Source organism: Aliirhizobium sp. YIM B11859 (genome assembly GCF_057163345.1).
Genome location: NZ_JBXHAY010000009.1, coordinates 150640 through 171199 on the forward strand (window position 1 = coordinate 150640; position 20560 = coordinate 171199).

Here is a 20560-nt window from a genome sequence, read left to right on the forward strand (position 1 = left end):
CATATATGTCAGTGCCTTGTAGAATTTAATCTTTGATCTTCTTGAAGGCGCAACCGGGGCTCACCAAATCGATTCCGTCGGGTCGGCATGTGGCCTCCCGCTGCAACCTTAAGGGTGTGACCCATGAATCAGTCTGCCTTGATCCGTCCTGGTTGGACGCCGGCCACCATCGCTCTCATGGTACTCGGTTTTATCGTCTTCTGGCCTCTCGGCCTGGCAATGCTCGCCTATATCATTTTCGGAGATCGGCTGAACGGCTTGAGGAGCGATGCCGATGGCCCGGGCAAATGGTTTGCCAGCTGCCGGCGCGGCGGGCGTCATTACAAGACGACTTTCTCTACCGGCAACGTTGCCTTTGACGACTGGCGTCGTGCCGAACTGGACCGACTGGAAGAAGAGCGTCGCCGGCTTGATGAGATGCGGGAAGATTTTGACACTTACGCGCGCGAACTCCGCCGTGCCAAGGATCAGGAAGAATTCGATCGCTTCATGCGCGATCGGAAGAACCGGCCTTCCGGCGGTGAGCCTGTCGTCGACGTCTGATTTTCCCATCAGTCAATCAAATAGAAGCTGATGTCTCGCCGACATCAGCTTTTTTCGTGCCGAAAATCCAAGGGAATCGGGTAAGGAACATGCATGTTCGCGCTTCTGAAAAAGCCTGTCCGCCGTTCGACGAAACCGCTCGAGACGGTCAAGCGAACCCTCGACGTCGGTAATCGCACGATACCGCTGACGATCAGGGAGAACAGCCGCGCGACACGCATCACGCTCAGGATCGAGCCAGGCGGCAGGGCGCTTAACCTCACCATCCCGGTCGGTCTCAGGCACTATGAGGTGGATGACTTTCTCGCGCGGCACGAGGGCTGGCTCGAAACCAAGCTGGCAAAATTTTCGCTCGACAATCCTATTCGGCCCGGCGGCCTGATCTCCATCCGCGGCGTTGAGCACCGTATCGAGCATACCGGATCCCTGCGTGGCGTTACTGAGGCGTTGGTGATCGATGGTCAGCCCGTCTTGAAAGTAAGCGGGCTCGACGACCATATGGGCCGGAGGATTTCGACCTTCCTCAAGAAGGAAGCCCGCCGCGATCTCGAATCACTGGCCCGGCAGCATGCTGCATCGATCCGCAAGCCCATCGCGTCTGTCTCGATGAAGGATACGCGCAGCCGCTGGGGCTCCTGTTCCTGGGATGGAAACCTGAGCTTTTCCTGGCGCATCGTCATGGCGCCGCCCGTTGTGATCGATTATCTGGCGGCACACGAGGTGGCCCACCTAAGCGAAATGAACCACGGACCGAAGTTCTGGTCATTGTGCAAGCAACTCTGCCCGAGAATGGAAGAAGCGCGTCGTTGGCTGAAGCTGCATGGCTCACAGCTTCACGCGATCGATTTCAGCTGATTATTTTGGTTTGGCTGACGGGCCCCGGCCGTTTATTGCCAGTCGCTCGTTCGCATCGTCCAGTTTTCCTGGCTCGGCACGGACACAGGCTCGGCCATGGCCATTCCGGCTCCGGGGCGTTTCTGGATATTCGGACGTGCCGCGGGCACGGGAACGCTCACGCCGTTCGCAAGGCTTGCCTGATAAAGGTGCGCCTGCGTGTATGACGAGTTCTGAGGAACTGAATAGGCTGTGTCAAACGCTTCCGCCATGCTGGCATGGGCGATAGCTGCCGTGATAACGGGCGCAAGCGGCGGCCTGGAAACAGGCGAGGCCTGCTGCGGCTGTGCGGCGCTGCTTACTACTGCTGTTGCCGGCGAGGCGACGAGGGCCTGGGCGGAGACAGCCGGCGTGGATGCCATTGCGACCTGCGTGCCCGCGGATGCCGCGGCACTTGCAGCCTCGGCGATAACCGAAGACGACAGGGCAGGGTTCTGTTCGGGATCATTGGACGCGTAGGCGAGAATATAGCTGTTGGCGGATTTCGGTTCTGCCGTTTCCAGATTACCGTCTTCGTCACGCTTTTCGTAAAAAACGTTGCCACCGGCAGCAGCCACGTAATGCATGTTGTTGTAAGGGAACTTATACCCCTGGGTATGGAAGAACATTGCGCTCTTCACATCCGGATGACGGGCACCCTTCAGCACTGCGTCCGCTGCTTCATTGAGATCAGGTGCCGTCGCCTCATCCATCTTGCGGGTCATCACACCCGGAGCGAACTGGTTCTTCTGTGCCACCACACCGCAGATCGTCGGCGCATAGATGCCAGAGGTCAGGCGGTTCATGATCACGCTTCCGACGGCAAGGAAGCCTTTTTCGCTGGAGCGCTCGGATTCGAAATACATCGCGCGCTTAAGGCATTCACGATCTTTGTTCGTGTAGCTGTATACAGCCTTCTGGGGACCGGCTTGCGCAGCAGCCAGCTTCGTCGACTTGGCCTTGGAATCCACGGAGGAAACCGTCTGTGTGCTGGTGCACGCCGAGAGCAGGCCTCCAGCAGCCAGACATAGAGCTGCGCGCGAAACAGCTACCGTTATCCTCGTCATCATACCCCGCCAAAAAATTCCAAAAAACACTGCGGCACGGAATAAGCTACCCCAATTCGCTGCTTTAATCAATTATCTTTCACGATGCTGCAACCTGCGGAAATTCCATTCCTTTTTCTGTTTGCGAATGCAAAAACGTTCATGAGCGTATATTCATATATCAGCCATTTATGAACCGTGAGCGGATCGCGATTCGGAGGCTTGGCGCGGCTTCTGGCGATCCTTCCTCACGCTTACGCAATCTGCGTATCAATGCAAAAGAGCCTCGACTCTGCCGACATTTCGTGTCACTTCGCCGTCATGAAACTCGACGTCAAGATCTGTGGATTGAAGACTGCTGATGCCGTGGACCTGGCGGTCGCGCGCGGCGCCAGCCATATCGGATTCATCTTTTTCGAAAAGAGCCCGCGCAACATTTCGCCAGAGGTTGCCGGCGAGCTTGCGGACAGGGTTCGCGGTCGTGCCAAGATCGTTGCCGTCACCGTCGATGCGGGCGATGAGGAACTCGACGATATAATTTCTTTTCTGAAGCCGGACATATTGCAGCTTCATGGCCACGAGAGCCCGGAGCGCATCCTTCATATCAAGGCATTATACGGTCTGCCGGTCATGAAGGTTTTTTCAGTCCGGGATCAGGATGATCTTGATCGCATCGACCCGTTCATCGGGGTTGCTGATCGCTTCCTGTTTGATGCCAAGGCGCCGAAGGGATCGGAATTGCCGGGTGGCAATGGCGTTTCCTTTGACTGGAGCCTGATGCGCTCGCTTGACGAAGGCGTCGATTACATGCTTTCCGGTGGGCTGAACAAGGATAATGTCGCGTCTGCGCTCGCATCCACGCGCGCGACGGGTATCGATATATCGTCCGGGGTGGAACGCGCCCCGGGTGAAAAGGACCTTGGAATGATTGATGCGTTTTTTGACGCGGTCGTCGATGCGACGCAAAGAAAACGCTGAAGGAGCAGAAAGTGAACCAGACGCCAAAACCCAATTCCTTCCGTTCCGGTCCCGATGAGGACGGTCGTTTCGGCATCTTCGGCGGCCGCTTTGTCGCTGAAACGCTGATGCCGCTGATCCTGGATCTCCAGGGTGAATGGGAAAAGGCGAAAAACGATCCGGAGTTCCAGAAGCAGCTCGCGGATCTCGGCACGCATTATATCGGCCGCCCGAGCCCGCTTTATTATGCGGAGCGGCTCACCGAGCATCTCGGCGGCGCCAAGATCTATTTCAAGCGTGAAGAGCTGAACCATACCGGTTCGCATAAGATCAACAATTGCATCGGCCAGATCCTGCTTGCCAAGCGGATGGGCAAGACCCGCATCATCGCCGAAACCGGTGCTGGCCAGCACGGCGTGGCCTCGGCCACGGTCGCTGCCCGCTTCGGCCTGCCATGTGTCGTCTACATGGGCGCCACCGATGTCGAGCGCCAGTCGCCGAACGTGTTCCGCATGAAACTCCTTGGCGCCGAAGTCGTGCCGGTTACGGCTGGCAGCGGCACGCTGAAGGACGCCATGAACGAGGCCTTGCGTGACTGGGTCACCAATGTCGACGATACCTATTACCTGATCGGCACCGCCGCTGGCCCGCATCCCTATCCGGAAATGGTCCGCGATTTTCAGGCCGTGATCGGCAAGGAAGCCCGCGAGCAGATTCTCGAAGCCGAAGGAAAGCTTCCGGATGTCGTCATCGCCGCCGTCGGTGGCGGATCGAATGCCATCGGTATCTTCCATCCCTTCCTCGACGATGAAAGCGTCAAGATCGTTGGCGTCGAAGCCGGCGGTCATGGTCTTGATGGCAACGAGCATTGCGCCTCGATCACCGCTGGTTCACCCGGCGTACTGCATGGCAACCGCACCTATCTTCTGCAGGACAAGGACGGTCAGATCCTCGAAGGTCATTCGATTTCGGCCGGTCTCGACTATCCGGGCATCGGTCCTGAGCACAGCTGGCTGAACGATATCGGCCGCGCGGAATACGTGCCGATCATGGACAACGAAGCGCTGGAAGCTTTCCAGCTTCTGACTCGGCTCGAAGGCATCATTCCGGCGCTGGAGCCGAGCCATGCGATTGCCGAGGTCATCAAGCGCGCGCCGAAGATGGGCAAGGACCAGATCATCCTGATGAACCTGTCCGGTCGCGGCGATAAGGACATCTTTACCGTCGGCAAGATCCTCGGAATGGGGCTGTAATCATGACATCCAGAATGGACACTCGTTTCGCCAAGCTGAAGGCGGAAGGTCGGCCGGCGCTGATCACCTATTTCATGGGTGGCGATCCGGATTTCGACACATCGCTTGGTATCATGAAGGCGCTTCCCGCCGCCGGGGCCGATATCATTGAGCTCGGCATGCCGTTTTCCGATCCGATGGCTGATGGCCCTGCCATCCAGCTCGCCGGCCAGCGCGCCCTGAAGGCCGGTCAGACGCTGGCAAAGACGCTTGAACTCGCAAAGCTGTTCCGTCAGGACGACGCCGAGACCCCGATCGTTCTGATGGGGTATTACAACCCGATCTATATCTATGGTGTCGACAGGTTTCTCAATGACGCGCTCGCAGCCGGCATTGATGGCCTGATCATCGTCGATCTGCCGTCCGAAATGGATGACGAACTCTGCATCCCGGCGATCGCCAAGGGCATCAACTTCATCCGCCTGGCAACCCCGACAACCGATGAGAAGCGGCTTCCCGCCGTGATGAAGAACTCGTCCGGTTTCGTCTATTATGTATCGATGAATGGCATCACCGGTTCGGCTCTACCGGATCCGTCGCTGATCTCGGGTGCGGTTGCACGCATCAAGGGGCATACGGATTTGCCTGTCTGCGTCGGGTTCGGAGTGAAGACGGCCGACCATGCCAAGGCCATCGGCGCTGCAGCCGATGGTGTGGTCGTCGGGACTGCGATCGTGGCGCAGGTTGCCGGCAGTCTCACCAAGGATGGTGCCGCGACGCCGGATACGGTTTCAGCCGTTTCGACCTTCGTCCGCGGCTTGTCGACCGGCGTGCGTTCTGCACGCCTTGTTGCCGCCGAATAACTGGCCCACATAAGGCATACCTCCCGAAACGGGCCACCGGTTTCGGGGAGAAGGTATGTCTGAGAAAAAAGAACTGAAGCGTGGCGGGCGATCCAGGGGATCACGCACGCTTCAGGCCTGAACACTAGATATCGGAGTACGCCAAGTGAACTGGATCACCAATTACGTCCGGCCGCGTATCAATTCCATGCTCGGCCGCCGCGAGGTTCCGGAAAATCTCTGGATCAAGTGCCCGGAAACCGGCGAAATGGTCTTCCACAAGGATCTGGAAGAGAACAAGTGGGTCATTCCCGCATCCGGTTTTCATATGAAGATGCCGGCAAAGGCACGCCTGAGGGATCTCTTCGATGGCGGCGAATATGAAGCCCTGCCGCAGCCCAAGGTCGCTCAGGATCCATTGAAGTTCCGCGATTCCAAGAAATACGCTGATCGCCTGAAAGACAGTCGTCTGAAGACCGAGCAGGAAGATACGATCTTGTCCGGGCTTGGGCAGGTTCAGGGTGTCAAGCTTGTTGCCGTCGTGCATGAATTTAACTTCATCGGCGGATCGCTCGGCATGGCTGCCGGCGAAGCGATCGTGAAGGCGGCGGAACGTGCGCTCGCCGAAAAATGCGCGCTGGTTATCTTCCCGGCCTCGGGTGGCGCCCGCATGCAGGAAGGCATTCTGTCGCTGATGCAGCTACCACGCACGACGATTGCCGTGGACATGCTCAAGGAAGCGGGCCTGCCTTACATCGTGGTCCTCACCAATCCGACGACCGGCGGCGTCACGGCGTCCTATGCAATGCTGGGCGACGTTCATATTGCCGAACCGGGCGCCGAAATCGGCTTTGCTGGCAAGCGGGTCATCGAGCAGACGTTGCGCGAAAAGCTCCCGGAAGGTTTTCAGACTGCGGAATATCTGCTGGAACATGGCATGGTCGACATGGTGATCAAGCGCCACGACATTCCGTCGACGCTTGCCCGCGTGCTCCGCATTCTGACCAAGCAGCCTGTGCAGGAAGCGCTTCCGGCGCCGATGCCGATAGCGGTCGGCGCCTGAGCCGTACCCAGAAAGCCGAAGCTTCGGGATGACGATGATGAACAAGCCCGTCGCCAGCGCGGCCGAGCAGGAGATCGAGCGGCTGATGACCCTTCATCCGAAGGGTTTTGATCTGTCGCTCGACCGGATTTCCAGGCTTCTGGAAACGCTTGGCAATCCGCACCTGAAATTGCCGCCGGTCATCCATGTTGCCGGAACCAATGGCAAGGGCTCATGCACCGCCTTTTGTCGTGCGCTTCTGGAAGCCGGTGGTCACGCCGTTCATGTCCATACCTCGCCGCATCTGGTGAACTGGCATGAGCGTTTCCGCATCGGTGTGAAGGGTGGCCCCGGGCAACTGGTCGAAGACGCTCTCCTCGCCGAGGCGCTGCGTCGAGTGGCGGCAGCCAATGCCGGCCAGACGATCACCGTCTTTGAAATCCTGACTGCCGCAACATTCCTGCTTTTTTCGGAACAGCCGGCGGATGCCGTGATACTCGAAGTCGGCCTAGGTGGCCGCTTCGATGCAACCAACGTCATTACCAGCCCTGCCGTCTCCGTTATCATGCCGATCGCGCTTGATCACCAAGCCTATCTCGGCGACCGGGTGGAGCTGATCGCGGCAGAGAAGGCCGGCATCATGAAACGCCGCCACCCCGTCGTTATCGGCCAGCAGGAATTCGAGGCCGCCCGCGAGGTCCTGATTTCCACCGCCGAACGGCTCGGCTGTCCCGTCACTGTCTACGGCCAGGATTTTTCCGCCCATGAGGAATTCGGCCGTCTCATATACCAGGATGACGATGGCCTGCACGACCTGCCGCTGCCGCGTTTGCCCGGTCGGCATCAATATGCCAATGCCGCTGCCGCGATCCGCGCCGTCAAGGCTGCCGGTTTCGTGGTCACCGATGCGATGATGGAAAAGGCGATGACGAGCGTCGTATGGCCTGCTCGCTTGCAGCGCCTGACCGAAGGCAAGCTCCTGACCGTCGCACCGAAGGGATCGGAACTCTGGCTCGATGGTGGTCATAACCCGGCCGGTGGCGAAGTGATCGCCGAGGCGATGGCAGCGTTCGAGGAGCGCCAGCCGCGCCCACTCTATCTGATCACCGGCATGATCAACACAAAAGATCCGGTCGGTTATTTCCGCGCTTTCGCCGATCTCGCCGAGCATGTTTTCACTGTGCGGATTCGTGACAGCGAGGCCGGGCTCGATCCCGTTGTTCTCGCCCATGCAGCGTTTGATGCAGGATTGGTTGCCGAGCCCGCCAACTCGGTCGCCGAGGCTTTGCAGGAAATTGCCATCCGTCAAATTCCCGATCGGCCGCCACCCCGCATCCTGATCGGCGGCTCCCTTTATTTCGCCGGAAATGTTCTGGCCGATAACGAGACCCCGCCGGCCTGAGATATGCTCGTCGCATCATCCGCTTGCCGCCATGCTCCTGCCGCCTGCGCGGCGGACGATCTGGGTCGCATCCCCGCCCTTCCGAATCATGCCTACAACCACCTGTCCTGCTTCTGCTACACCGGTTCGCATTGCCGGCGAGGTGGGATCGGTGATCGCATGGACCGCAGTAATGCAGGCGGGACAGCGCAGAAAATGGTCTGCCTCTCCTGACCAAGGGGCGTGCGTGTGTCGCACACATACCGGTTTAGGCCAACCCGCAAGGGCATAGGGCCCGGATCACCGCAGACGGACCGGAGTTGTGCGGAAAAACGAACCGAGCAGGGCACGCCGTGTGTCATTCTATAAAAATTCGATTCGAGGCACCCGACGTGTCCCGGCCGAACTGAAAAACCGAGATCGCCAAGGGCGCATTCCGTCCTCCGGCGGGGGGCAACGACAGGGAACTGTGACGGCCAACAAAAAACCGGCTGGGTGACCAGCCGGTTTTTTGGATTCACGTGAAACACTTTCTTAAGCGTTTATGCGGCGCTGGAAATCCATGCGGCAAGGGCAGTCTTCGGAGCCGCACCAACCTTGATGTCGGCCACTTCACCGCCCTTGAACATGGCAAGCGTCGGAATCGAACGGACACCGAACTGGGCAGCCAGTTCCGGGTTCTCGTCGATGTTCAGCTTTGCGACCTTCACCTTGCCCGAGAGTTCGGTAGCAATCTCTTCGAGGCTTGGAGCAATCATCTTGCACGGGCCACACCACTCGGCCCAGAAGTCCACGACAACCGGCTCAGCGGAATTCAGCACTTCGGCCTGGAAATTATTGGCGTCGACTTTCACGGTAGCCATCGGGCTCTCCTTAGCGATTTGTAGGTTATTGCAGATGTGAGATCGGCATTGATCGTTTTCAATATCCGTCATGTCACTTTGTCTTGAGCTCTGCAAGCGAGCGCTCCATCAGCTCTATAGGTAGTGTGATGATCGCTGCCGTCTCGGTGTAGATAAGCACGCAATCGATATCCTTGCCGGGATAAAGCGGCGCCAGTATTTCGCGGTAGATGGCAAGCTGCGCCCGATGCGCCAGCGGTACCGTTTCCGGCTCCGCGGGCGGCATGCGGTTGGTCTTGTAGTCGAGAATGATCACGGTGTTGTCGGTCTCGACCAGCCTGTCGATGCGGCCCGAAATTGCAAAGTCCTGACCGTCCAGTGTCAGCGTGCCCATGATCGACACTTCCGATTGACTCCGGGCCGAAAATACCGGAGCGAGCTGAGGCTGCAGAAGCACTGTCATGATACTGCCGACCAGCCTTTCTCTCTCCACCGGCGGCCAGAAGCGGGCGGCGCGTTCCACGTAGCGACGGGCAGCTGCCTCTCGCTCGGTTTCAGGAAATTCGGTCAGCATCTGCAGCATCCGGTGAACGAGCTTGCCCTTCTGCAGGGCAAGGCTGCCCGAAGGTTTTTCTCCGAACAGCGGCGAGGTGACGATCAGATCGTCGGCGTCGTCATCGATCATGGTACCGGCGCCCGAAGGGCTGAGCGGCCGCGGCAGGATTTTTTGCGGCGGCAACGGTCGTGACAGGGCAGGGGGCAATACCTGCTTCGCTGAAACCTCGACGGTCCTGTCGCTCGCCTTGGGAACCGCCTTGCCCCCGGTCACCGGCAACCGCCATCGAAGCCCGCTCCATTCCCCCGACGGTCCGCTGAAGGTCGCAGCGCTGCAATGATCTTTATCCAGCAGCAGCGCACGCGAAATGATGCCCTGCCAGCTGTCGGGATTATCGCGCATGCCCCGATATCCGCAGACGATCAGCCAGTCGGCCGCCCGGGTCATGCCCACATAGAGCAGCCTTCGGTTCTCCTCTTCGGCGGAAACCTTCAACCGTTCATCGTCAGTGGCGGTCAGCGTGTTGGAAAGATCCTTTCCAGCGAGCCAGGCCGGGACATCGCCATGCGCTGTCTTGAGCAGCCGGAACTTCGCCACATGCGACGGGTTGAAGGCTTTCGAATTGCTGTCGACGAGGAAAACGACTGGCGCCTCCAGCCCTTTGGAAGCATGTACCGTCATGATCCGCACTTCGTTGCGGCCGCCATCCTGTTCGCGCTTCACTTCCGGAGATTCCAGTTCCAGCGTCGAGACGAAGGCCTGCAGTCCGGGAAGGCCGGAGGTTTCGTGATCCAGCGCAAAGGTCAGGAACTCGTCGAGAATGTCACCCGCCTCTGTTCCCAGCCGGCCGAGGAATTTTCGTCGCCCGCCATACTGGCCGAGCAGCCTTGCATAGAGATCATGCGGGCTGAGCAACCGGGAGAGGGACAGAAGATGCCGAAGCCGGTCGGCCGTATTGCCAAACCGCACCGGTTGATCTTCGGCAAGCCGGGCGAGATGTAACCAGGCACTGTCTCCTTCTGGGCGAAGTGCGGCGACTTCGAAGACGTCTTCTTCGGTAAGATCGAAGAGCGGGCTCTTCAACAGCGCTGCAAGCGACAGGTCATCTTGTGGCAGAAGCAGGAAGCGGCCGAGTGCCAAAAGATCCTGCACGGCAATATGGCTCGTCAGCCTCAGGCGGTCGGCACCGGCCACGGGAATGTTGCCACCCCGCTTCAATGCCCGTGTCAGGGCGTTGACGAAGGCATCCCGTTTGCGCACCAGAACCAGGATATCTCCCGGTTCGATCGCCCGCTGTGCGCCCTTGTCGATGATCGTTTCACGACCGACCATCTCGCCGATCCGCGCCGCGATCCGGCTTGCGAGGATGGCAACCGGCGCCTTGTCGGGTGTCGAATCGAACGGTGCGGTCCAGTCCTCCTCCTGTTCGGAAACGTCCGGCGCGACGACCTCCCACAGGTCCACCGCACCGGCATGTCCCATCCGGTTGGAACGGTGCTGCACAGGATCGCCATCGGCGCTCAGCCCATTGGCATTCTCGTCGATCGAGAAGACCTGGTCGACGGCGGAAAGAATATCGGCTGTCGAGCGAAACGACAGTGGTAGTCGTATGGCGTGAAACGCCTGGCCGCTGCCGGTGACCTGAGCCTGGGTTTCGCTTCGCTCTTCGGCAAACCGTTCCGGCCGGGCGCCCTGGAACGAATAGATCGACTGCTTCTCGTCGCCGACGGCAAAGATCGTCCGAAGTGTCTCGCGGGCGCTGTTGCCCGAATAGAAATCCTCCGCCAGCGACTTGATCACCGTCCACTGGATCGGGCTCGTATCCTGTGCTTCGTCCACCAGAATGTGGTCTATCCCCTGGTCGAGCTTGTAATGCACCCAGGCGCCCACGCTGTCGCGGGTCAACAGATCGGCGGTGCGGGCGATCAGGTCTTCGAAATCGAGCAGGCTGCGCTGTCTTTTCAGATCCTCGTAATCGTCGTTCAGTCGCGCTGCCAGTGTCAGCGCAGCCTTGGTGGCGGCAAACATATGCATCAGCCGCAGCCGGTCCCGGCAGGCGAAAACGTGGTTGCGCGCCGCATCGATGGCATCGGCGAGCTCCGGTGCGATCTTGATCATTGCCGCCGCGATCAGGCTGCGATCGGCCTTCACCGTGCCCTTGGCGGTAAGGAAGATCGATTCGAGATGCTCGACCCGCTTCAGAGGGTCCGGCTCCTTGGCGACGACGCGCAGCCCGTAGGCGATTTCCTGCACCGTTGCGCTGCCCTTCTGGTCGGCGAGCGACAGATAGAGATCGAGCGTGAGGCCGCACAGGCCCGGCAGCGGCCAGTAGTCGCCGGCAACGCTTTCCTCCGTCGCCGCCTCCCCAATCTGCAGCAGGCGTTTCAGCCACGGCCCGATCCCGCCATGCCGCTCCGCATCACTCATGAATCGGCGGATCGCGGTCCGGTTGGAAACGATATCCGAGAGCAGACTGTCCAGCCCGAATTCGTCGCCGAGATCGAGCACATGGGCGAATGCCTCGGCCAGATCCGGATCATCCTCCGCCGATGTGGCGGTCAGCAGCGATCGCCGCGCTTCGGCGAGAAGCGCGGAAGCGTTGCGGTCGTCGAGCACGGAGAAATGGCCGGCGACATTGGCCTCGAGCGGAAACTGATGCAGCAAGGCCTCGCAGAAGGCGTGGATGGTCTGAATCTTCAGGCCACCCGGCGTTTCCAGCGCCTTGGCGAAAAGTCGCCGTGCTTCTGCCAGCTTCAGCGCGTTTGGTTCGGCACCTTCGATCGTCGCGATCCGCTTTCGCAGATCGTCGTCTGAAAGCACCGTCCATTCTGAAAGCCGCTGGAATACGCGGTTTGACATTTCCGATGCCGCCGCCTTCGTATAGGTGAGGCACAGAATGGACGATGGCCGGCAACCGGCCAGCAGCAGGCGGATCACCCGCTGGGTCAGCACATGCGTCTTGCCGGAACCGGCATTGGCCGATACCCAGGCCGAACTGGCCGGGTCGGACGCACGTGATTGCTGCACCGTCGTCCAGTCGATCCAGGTCTTTGCATCGTCGCCCTTGGGCAGGTCTTCGGTCAGAAGGTCACTCATCGCCGTCTGCCTCCCCGTCGTCATCAGCGGTGGACCATTCGGCGACGCGGGCCATATGGTCATACTCGCCGCCGAAATCGCCTTGGGCGAAGGGCACAAGTCGCGAGGCAAAGCCGGCTTCGCCCTTGCGAAGCTTGATGACGAATTTGGTCAACTGATCGATGGAATCCTGCGCCAGGTCTATTGCCGATTTCGGCTGCCGTTTCGCGGTTGCAGCCTTTTCTTCGTTGTTGACGCGGTCCTCTGCGAACCGGTCGCCCGGTCGAAGCCGGACATAAATCAGATCGCCCGGCCGCTGTACGCCCATCGACTTGAACGCTCCGGCCTGCAGTGCCGCAGCCTCCAGCGCCAGCTGCGGATCAAGCAGGGAGCGGGCCTGTGAGGCGGTTGGGCTGAGGCCTGTCTTGTAGTCGATGATATCCGCTTCGCCGGATCCCTTGAGATCGATCCGGTCGGCGATGCCGGTGATGCGGATGCCCGCCGCTTCCACATCGAAGCCGGCGCCGGCTTCCGTCACCGTGCTGCGGACGTCGGGCGCGCGCCGCTCCTCCCATCGAAGGAAGGCACGGGCGACCTCTCGGAAGCGCGGACGCCATACCCGATCGATATGCGGCGGCAATTGTTCGGCGTCGAAGAGCTGTTCGGTAATACGCTCCATTGATTCACGTGAAACAGGCGTGCCCGGCTTGTTGCCCTCACGCGTATAGCGGTCGATGATTGCGTGATAAAGCGTGCCGCGCTGAGCCGCGCCGGGATCCTCGTTGAACGGCGCCAGCGGATCGAGCTTCAGGATCCGGCGCGCATAGATCGAGTAGGGATCGCGCCGCAACCGTCCCACTTCGCTGAAAGAATATTTCACCGGTTGAAGCTCCGCCGGGGGCCTTGGGGCAGGACGTTTTGCAGTCTGTTGGCTTTCACCTTGATCGATCAACGCGGCCCAATGCCTGAATTCTTCTCCGCGTCCTTTCAGCTCCTCGGAAAAGCCCTTGCCGCCAAGCGCCAGCAGCCTCTGCAGCCAGCGGGAAGCGACCGTTGGTGTCGACCCCTGGCGCAGCGCGCGCGAAAGGATCAGGTTGCGGCTGCCGCAGGCCATTTCGAAATCATGGGCCAGCTGGCCGATCCGCCGCTCCGGAGGCTCCAGCCCCATATCGGTTTTCATCGATCGCGACAGGAACGGATTGTTGACGGTCTGGCCCGGCCAGGATCCTTCGTTGAGCCCGCCAAGGATCATCGTGTCGACACTCTGCAGCCGCGCTTCCAGCGTCCCGAAGATGAAGACCCGTGGATGGGCAAGCGAACGGGGTTTAACCGCTTCGCCGGTTGTCAGCGCCATCACTATATCGATCCATTGCGGCCCGTTCGCCTCGAGCTGGCCGTCGGTTTCGATCACTTCGGCAAGCAGTCCGGACAACCGGTCGCCCGCTTCGCCCGACCACAACCCGGCGAGATCGCCGCGTTCGTCGATCGCAATCGCCTCAAGCGCCCGCCCGGTTCGGGCCGCCCAGTCCGACAGGGTCAATCTGGCGGTCAGCCCGCGACCAGCGGAACCGTGGGAAACAAATGCGCCGACCAATGGTTCGACGGCGGCCGCAATACGCCGTGCTGCATCGCGCGCCTTTTCCGCCGCTCCCTCCGGCAGAGAAGCGCGCCATTGCGGCATGTGACGGTTGTCGCGCATTGCAGCCAGCTGCACGTCGAGAAGCGGCTCGAGCGCGGAAATGTCCATATCGCCCACACCGCCACGCAGAGACAGGACTTCGAGCGCATCGACGGCGGCACGAAGATCGTCGGCCGGCAGGCCGAGCCGCATCAGCGGATGTTTGAGCAGTCCGACGATCGCCACCGGATCGCCGGGTCTCAGCGTCGCTTCAAGCAGAAGCTGGGTGAGGGTACCCTGTGGCGATCCGGACAATGACGCGCCGGCGGAATCGTCGGCGAGGATACCGAAACGGGCAAGCTCGGCCGCCACGCGCCGTCCAAGCGCTCGATCCGGCGTAATCAGGGCAGCCTGTGCATCGCCGCCATTGCGGCCCGGTTTTTCCAGTGCCAGGCGCAGCGCGATTGCGATTGCCACCGCTTCCTCGCGCTCGCTTGCCGCTTCGATCAGCGTCACGTCGGCAAATGCCTGATGAAGTTTCTCCGGCTGGGCCATGTCCCGCCACACACTCCAGCTGTCCGTCGCCTTGGCCGGTAGCAAAGCCTGCGAGATGACCTTGGCCCGAAAATCGAGATCGCCGTCGACGGTGCCGATCACCTCGATCTCGCTGCGGGCGACACCGATCTTTTTCAGCAGTCGCGACAGGCCGAACTGCGAATGGCTGCGGCCGGCAGTGTCGGCTTTGCCGTCGAAGATTTCTTCATCGACCATCTTCCATTGATCGTCGGGCATCGACATATCGAGCCCCGGCAACACGACGGTGCCGTTCGGTAGGCGGGAAATGGCCGCGATCAGTTCCGCGGCGGCAGGCACGGAGCCGGTCGAGCCGGCAACGATCACCGGCCCTTTGTGGTCCCGGTCTCCGATGCGCCTCGCCTCGGCAAGCAGGATGGCGGCGCGGTGCTTCGCCGGTGAAGACCGTTTCAGCTCCTCCAGCCTTGTTGGCCAGAACACGCTGGCGATCTTCAGGAATTCGGCTGTCAGTTGCCACCAAAGCGCATGTTCGCCGGTCTGCAGGTTTTGCAGATCGGCCCAGCTTCGGTCCTCGGTCTCGACCGCATCAATCAGCTCCGCCAGGGCGCGGGCGAGCCAGATCGCGTCTGCCGGGCTGGCGGGTGCCACCAGCGGTGATTCGGAATGGATATCGAGCACGATCTTCGGCAGCTGATTGCGCCAGGCGAGGATCAGCCGTCCAAGTTCAAGCAGTCGAGCCGTGCCGCCGATCGGCATGGCCAGATCCATCTCCTCCGGCGCAGTGAGATCGAAAAAACCGCTGTCGTCGTCGGTTTCGCCGAGAGGCCGGATGACCGGAAGGATAGCGGCCCGGCCCCCCAGAAGATCGACGAATTCGGAACGCAGCACACGCGCCGAACGGCGCGTCGGCACGAAGATGGTGACATCGGCCAATGCCATCGGATCGGCCGCATCGAAGCGGAAGCTGTTATCGAGTTTGCCCTCGCAAAGCCCCGCCGCGAGTGTCTTCAGGAAGGGCGCGCCTGGAGGAATGGTGAAGATGCGATTTCGCTGGACGTCCGGCATGGGTCAGGCCTCTACCGAATGGCGCGCGATGACGGCTTCCGCCTGCGGCAGCGCCTCGGGCGTCCCGACCGTGATCCACTCACCATCCATCATGACGCCGAAGAGCCGGCCTTTCTCGATTGCCCGGTCGAAATAGATATTGAGGTTGAAGGCATCATCCGCTGCATCGTCGAGCAACCGCGATTGCATCACGATGGCGCCGGCATAAACGACCGGATTGTCGCCACCCTCGATATAGCGCGACAGCCTTCCGTCTTGCCCGAGCTGGAAATCCTTCTTGCCGTTATGTCCCGTGGTGCGATCCAGCGATACGCAGAGCAGCGCCATGTCCATGGTCCCGGCATCGAAAAAGTCGGACAGCCGTCGAAGATTGCTGGGCCGGTCATGTGCCTCGCCGATCCAGAACAGATCCGCGTTCATCACATAGACGATACCCGGATCAAGCAGGGCGAGGCCTTTTTTCAATCCGCCGCCGGAATTCATCAGGCCGCCGCGTTCGTCCGATATCGCAATTTCAAGATGCGGATATGCCGCAAGATGCGCTTCCATACGGTCGGCGAAATGATGCACGTTGACGACGGCACGGGTAACGCCCGCCTCGGCCAATGCGTCGAGACCATAGTCGATCATCGGCTTGCCGGCGACCGGCACCAATGGTTTGGGCATGGTGTCGGTGATCGGTCTCAGACGTGTTCCGAGCCCGGCGGCAAGCACCATCGCCTGGGTGATGGGGGCCTTTGTCTTGGTCATTGCACGCCGTATTTATGATTCGGGAAGTTCTATTCCAGCCCGCCGGCACCAATCGCGCAAGGGGGCGAGTGCATCATGGGCCAGTGACGTGGACAGATGCCGCAACGTACGGGGCATATGCTTGAGATATTGCGGCTTCCCGTCACGCTCCTTCAGCCGTACCCAGAGACCGGCAAGCTTGCAATTGCGCTGCGCAGCCATGATCGCCCAGGCCTTCAGGAAACGCGCCTCGTCGAAATCCCCGAGCGCCCGGCGCAGCGTGACATAGTCGATCATCATCTGGTCGGCGAGCGGCTTTGCAATATCGACGCGGGCATCCTGAACGATCGAGGCGAGATCATAGGCTGTCGGCCCGATCATCGCGTCCTGAAAATCGATCAGCCCGACGCGACGAACCCCCTGTTCCTCCGGGCGCCAGATGATGTTGGGTGAATGAAAATCCCGCAGCAGCAGGTTCTTCTCGGCATCGGCAAGGTCGCCGATCAACCCGTCCCAGATGGCAAGATAGTCCTGCCGCTCTTCTTCGCTGGGCGGCGCGTCCCGCCTCCAGGGCAGGTACCAGTCGAGAAGCAGCCGGGCTTCCATCTTCATCGCGATCGGATCGAAATCCGGGACATGATGGACAGGCCCGTCTCTGATCGGCAGATCCTGCTGCATCGGGTGGCCGTGAAGGAAGGCGAGCGCTACGACGCTTTCCCGATAACGTTCCTCGATCGGTTGTCCTTCGTCATCGAGCACGCCCCCGCTGCCGAGATTCTCGATCAGGAGAATGCCCTGACCGTAATCCACATGCAGGACATCCGGTGCGACAAGTCCGATGCCGCGCAGGTATTCGGATATCGCCACGAACGGATAGGCATCCTCTGCGATATGGGCAACTTTCGGATAGGGCTTGCCATCCAGAACCGGCGGGCCTTCGGCGCGCCTTGGCCAATCCATCAGGATCAGCGTTTCGCCACTTGCCGTGAGGATGCTCTCATAGGCCCGCATCGAGGCATCGCCGGTGAGAAAACGGCGTTGCGCATCACCATAGCCATGCAGCTGGAGAAAATCGCGGATCGCCAGGACACGCCGAACCCGGACAATCACCGCCTCGGGTGCCGTGATCGTTGCGCGCCGGCCTGAGCCCTCCTGCTCGAGTTTCAGGATGATCCGATCTCGCGGCAAAAGGTCCGCCGCCATTTCCGGCCATTCGACAAGACAGATCCCGGAGGAAAGCGCCTCGTCGAAGCCGAGTTCATCCAGTTCGGATGAATCCGCCAGCCGGTAGAGATCGAAATGGGCGACGGGAATGCGCAGCTCGTAAGCCTGGACGAGAGTGAAGGTCGGGCTCGGCACCTCCAGAGAGACATCATCGGCGACCGCACGGATCAGGGCCCGCGCAAGTGTCGATTTGCCGGCACCGAGATCACCTGAAAGCGCAACGCAATCGCCGGGCTTTAGTGCCAGTGCCAGATCTTCGCCGAATTTTATCGTCTGCGCTTCGTCGGCAAGGACGAGGGTCAGCACGGGGCTGTCCGTCATTCTGCCGCGACCGAATGGGCTGAAGATCCGGCGGGAATGCGGCATGTCACGGTCGTGCCTTCACCGGCCCGGCTGTCGATGCTGACATCGCCATTATGCAGATGCACGAAGCTTTCGACGATCGAAAGGCCGAGGCCTGCACCGCTGCGCTTGCCATCCTTCGCCTGTGCGCGGAACCTGTCGAACACAGTCTTGAGCATGTCCGGAGGAATGCCCGGTCCGCGATCGCGGACGGAGAAGAAGACATTCGTCTGGTCTCGCCAGCAGTTCAGCGTGATGGTCGAGTTTTCCGGAGAAAAATTGGTGGCATTGGTCAAAAGCTTGATCAGGATCTGCTTCAGCCGCTGCTGGTCGGCGACGATCGTGCCCATTCCGGCGGGGGCGATGATCTCCAGCGTCATGTTGTTTTCCTGCAGCCGGTCGGCGATCTGCATCGCGACGTCGTCGAGCAGATCCTCGATTGCCATTTCCGAATAGTTGAGCTGCATGATGCCGGCATCAACGGTGGCGAGATCCAGGATGTCGTTGACGATGGTCAAGAGCACGGAAGACGATGTCGATATGTGGTCGATATATTCGGCCTGCCGTTCGCTCAGCGAGCCGATGCCCGGCGTCTTGAGAAGATCCGTAAAGCCGATGATGTTGGTCAAAGGCGAACGGAGTTCGTAGGAAACATGCTGGACGAAATCATTTTTCAGTTCGTCTGCCTTGCGCAAGGCTTCGTTCTTTTCCTTCAGCGCCTTTTCGGCCCTGGCACTTGCCGTCATGTCGACGAAGGTTAGCATCGTCTGCGCGTTCGGCAGCGGGGTAACGGCGTAGTCGAGGATAAGGCCGGAATAGAGATCGAACGTGCCCTGGAGCGTCGCTCTCTCATCGTCGAAATTGGTCAGTGCCTGGGCGAACCTGCGCCAGCCATCTGGCTCGGCATAGGAAGGCGCGCAGGCGGTTTCGATCTTCTTGATATGGGTGCCGGGTTCGGCTTCTTCCGCAGTAATGCCCCAGAGCGCGCGAAATGCAGGGTTTGAAAGCCGGATCCGGCCATCGGGACCAAACACCGCCACACCTTCCGAAAGGTGATCAATTGTCTCGCCCTGGACACGCACGAGCGTGTTGTAGCGCGCTTCGAGATCCACCTGTTCGGTCAGGTTCTCGAACACCCAGGTCGCCCCGCCTTGCGGATGGGCCGTCGCGATCACCCTCAGCGTCTGGCCGTTCGGCAGGTGCCAGGTATCCGTCCTTGTATCGAGCGACTGGTAGACGGCAAGCGCCGTCTCCTTCCAGTTGCGCCAGTTCAGCTGCTCCGGCAGTTTGCCATTGCTGCGCAGTCGATCGAGAAGTTCGTTATTGTCCGGCTTCGATTCGAGGAAGACCAGGTCCAGTCCCCAAAGCTGCACGAAAGCCTGGTTATAAAATTGTAGCCGGCGGGCGCTGTCGAAGATGGCGACCGGTGTGGCGAGGTGATCGAGCGTCTCCGCATGACTTTTCAACGTGCGCTTCAGCTCTTCGCGGGTCGTTTCGGCTTCCGACACGTCGATCGCCATTCCCGCCGAGCCGTTCTGCACCACGACGTCGACGACTTCGAGCACGGCCCGGTTGCCATGCACTACGGTGGAGAGGCGGTCGTGGAACGGAGAGGTCGCCGTCGCCTTTGCCCTGATCATTTCGCGACTGACCGTGCCAAGCAATTCGCGGCCTTCTTCCACTGCGCGCGCCGGGCTCACGGCATCGACGGCATCGCCATAGGCATGGTTGACCCAGGCGAGCTTGCCTTGGCCGTCACGGCGCCAGACGGGCTGTTCGATTGCGTCCAGCAGGCCTTCGAACATCGAAATGGAACTTGTCAGCCGTTCCCGCTCGATCTTCAGCTCGGCAAGCTCCGCCCGGAGATTGTTGAGCGCGAGGAACCGGACGAAGGCCTTGCCCCCGGATACGCGGCCCTGGACCTCCAGCAATTCATCCCTGCTCGTCTCCACCACCATGTCGAAGCTTCGGGCATTGGTTCGCAGTTCGTCGATCGCTTTTTCCAGCTCGGCGGCAGAACTTGACCTCAGCCATCGCCCAAACGCGAGGAACTCACGATCCGCCTGCGGCGCGCCGGTCTCGGCCGGGATCTGGCCAAGAAATTCCGCCTTCGATGATCCGCTTTCCCAGACGATGATCCGGCGGTTCTTGTCGGCGATAAGCGCTTCGTATTTGGAGATCCGCTGCTGCGCATCCGATAGGGCGCTGCGCATCTCCAGGCTTTCGGCTTCCATATTGCCGCGCTGGCGCACCAGCCATATGGCCGACAGAAGGGCAGCGCCCAGCGCGCCCATGACGACGGCCGAGACGATCATTTCCGCGGAGGAAAACAGACGGGATGCTCCTGAACTCTGCGCCAACGCAGCGCTCGGCACTGTCGCGAGTGCGGTGGCCGAAAGCAGGAACCGGACAAATCTTGGCAGCCGAATAGACGTGGTCCTTCCGTGTCCGCCGTTGTCGCAAAACGGTTTGTTGAGTGCGCGCATTCCCGCGCGGAAAATTGGATCGGCCTGTTTGAGCAGGCTCGTTGTTTTTACCGCCATGACCGGTGTGTCTCCGTCCAATTGCCGCTCATCGACAAGACATACCACATCGCACCTTGCCCGAAGCCGAATGGCCCGAACCGGTTCGAATCAAGTCCCAAAACAATACGTGTTCG

The 20560-nt window shown here is 60.4% G+C and carries 14 protein-coding genes; 7 read left to right on the forward strand and 7 right to left on the reverse strand.

Annotated features, from left to right (window positions below; genetic code table 11):
- Positions 1-123: 123 nt before the first annotated feature.
- Both AC2GXZ_RS27225 and AC2GXZ_RS27230 read left to right on the forward strand, forming a co-directional pair.
- Positions 124-543, forward strand: coding sequence for a DUF2852 domain-containing protein (locus AC2GXZ_RS27225; protein ID WP_483762368.1), 420 nt, complete (start codon positions 124-126; stop codon positions 541-543).
- Positions 544-636: 93 nt separating this feature from the next.
- Positions 637-1398 (forward strand): M48 family metallopeptidase, encoded by a 762-nt coding sequence (locus AC2GXZ_RS27230; RefSeq protein ID WP_483762369.1) that lies wholly within the window; start codon positions 637-639, stop codon positions 1396-1398.
- A 32-nt stretch (positions 1399-1430) separates the two neighbouring features.
- Here the strand turns inward: AC2GXZ_RS27230 and AC2GXZ_RS27235 are convergent, their stop codons facing one another.
- On the reverse strand, positions 1431-2555 hold the full coding sequence (locus AC2GXZ_RS27235) for a cell wall hydrolase (RefSeq protein WP_483762370.1): 1125 nt from the start codon (positions 2553-2555) through the stop codon (positions 1431-1433).
- A gap of 228 nt (positions 2556-2783) precedes the next feature.
- On the opposite strand from AC2GXZ_RS27235, the gene AC2GXZ_RS27240 reads away from it, so the two are divergent.
- The 5 genes from AC2GXZ_RS27240 to AC2GXZ_RS27260 all read left to right on the forward strand — a co-directional run bounded on the left by AC2GXZ_RS27240 (position 2784) and on the right by AC2GXZ_RS27260 (position 7937).
- Positions 2784-3440: a phosphoribosylanthranilate isomerase gene (locus AC2GXZ_RS27240; RefSeq protein WP_483762371.1), complete on the forward strand. Its 657-nt coding sequence runs from the start codon at positions 2784-2786 to the stop codon at positions 3438-3440.
- A gap of 11 nt (positions 3441-3451) precedes the next feature.
- The gene (gene trpB / locus AC2GXZ_RS27245; RefSeq protein ID WP_483762372.1) at positions 3452-4672 is read left to right on the forward strand and encodes a tryptophan synthase subunit beta; all 1221 of its coding nucleotides are present in this window, start codon (positions 3452-3454) and stop codon (positions 4670-4672) included.
- Between the two features lie 2 nt (positions 4673-4674).
- The gene (trpA, locus tag AC2GXZ_RS27250) at positions 4675-5514 is read left to right on the forward strand and encodes a tryptophan synthase subunit alpha (protein ID WP_483762373.1); all 840 of its coding nucleotides are present in this window, start codon (positions 4675-4677) and stop codon (positions 5512-5514) included.
- Positions 5515-5659: 145 nt separating this feature from the next.
- Positions 5660-6556 (forward strand): acetyl-CoA carboxylase, carboxyltransferase subunit beta, encoded by an 897-nt coding sequence (gene accD / locus AC2GXZ_RS27255; protein WP_483762374.1) that lies wholly within the window; start codon positions 5660-5662, stop codon positions 6554-6556.
- A gap of 37 nt (positions 6557-6593) precedes the next feature.
- A complete protein-coding gene (locus tag AC2GXZ_RS27260) occupies positions 6594-7937 on the forward strand; it encodes a bifunctional folylpolyglutamate synthase/dihydrofolate synthase (protein ID WP_483762375.1) in 1344 nt (447 codons plus the stop codon).
- A gap of 521 nt (positions 7938-8458) precedes the next feature.
- Here AC2GXZ_RS27260 and trxA read toward each other — a convergent pair.
- From trxA to AC2GXZ_RS27290, 6 genes are all read right to left on the reverse strand, one after another.
- Positions 8459-8779: a thioredoxin gene (gene trxA, locus AC2GXZ_RS27265; RefSeq protein WP_483762376.1), complete on the reverse strand. Its 321-nt coding sequence runs from the start codon at positions 8777-8779 to the stop codon at positions 8459-8461.
- A 73-nt stretch (positions 8780-8852) separates the two neighbouring features.
- The gene (gene addA / locus AC2GXZ_RS27270; RefSeq protein WP_483762420.1) at positions 8853-12410 is read right to left on the reverse strand and encodes a double-strand break repair helicase AddA; all 3558 of its coding nucleotides are present in this window, start codon (positions 12408-12410) and stop codon (positions 8853-8855) included.
- The gene (addB, locus tag AC2GXZ_RS27275) at positions 12403-15606 is read right to left on the reverse strand and encodes a double-strand break repair protein AddB (RefSeq protein WP_483762377.1); all 3204 of its coding nucleotides are present in this window, start codon (positions 15604-15606) and stop codon (positions 12403-12405) included. The genes addA and addB overlap by 8 nt, the downstream gene beginning before the upstream one ends.
- A gap of 3 nt (positions 15607-15609) precedes the next feature.
- Positions 15610-16356 carry a nucleotidyltransferase family protein gene (locus AC2GXZ_RS27280; protein ID WP_483762378.1) on the reverse strand — a complete coding sequence of 249 codons (747 nt, stop codon included), beginning with the start codon at positions 16354-16356 and terminating at the stop codon, positions 15610-15612.
- A gap of 12 nt (positions 16357-16368) precedes the next feature.
- Complete coding sequence (gene tsaE, locus AC2GXZ_RS27285) at positions 16369-17880, reverse strand: tRNA (adenosine(37)-N6)-threonylcarbamoyltransferase complex ATPase subunit type 1 TsaE (protein WP_483762379.1); 1512 nt, start codon at positions 17878-17880, stop codon at positions 16369-16371.
- Entirely contained in the window at positions 17877-20444 is a 2568-nt protein-coding gene (locus AC2GXZ_RS27290; RefSeq protein WP_483762380.1) for an ATP-binding protein, read from the reverse strand. Before AC2GXZ_RS27290 ends, tsaE begins: the two co-directional genes overlap by 4 nt.
- Positions 20445-20560: the final 116 nt, after the last annotated feature.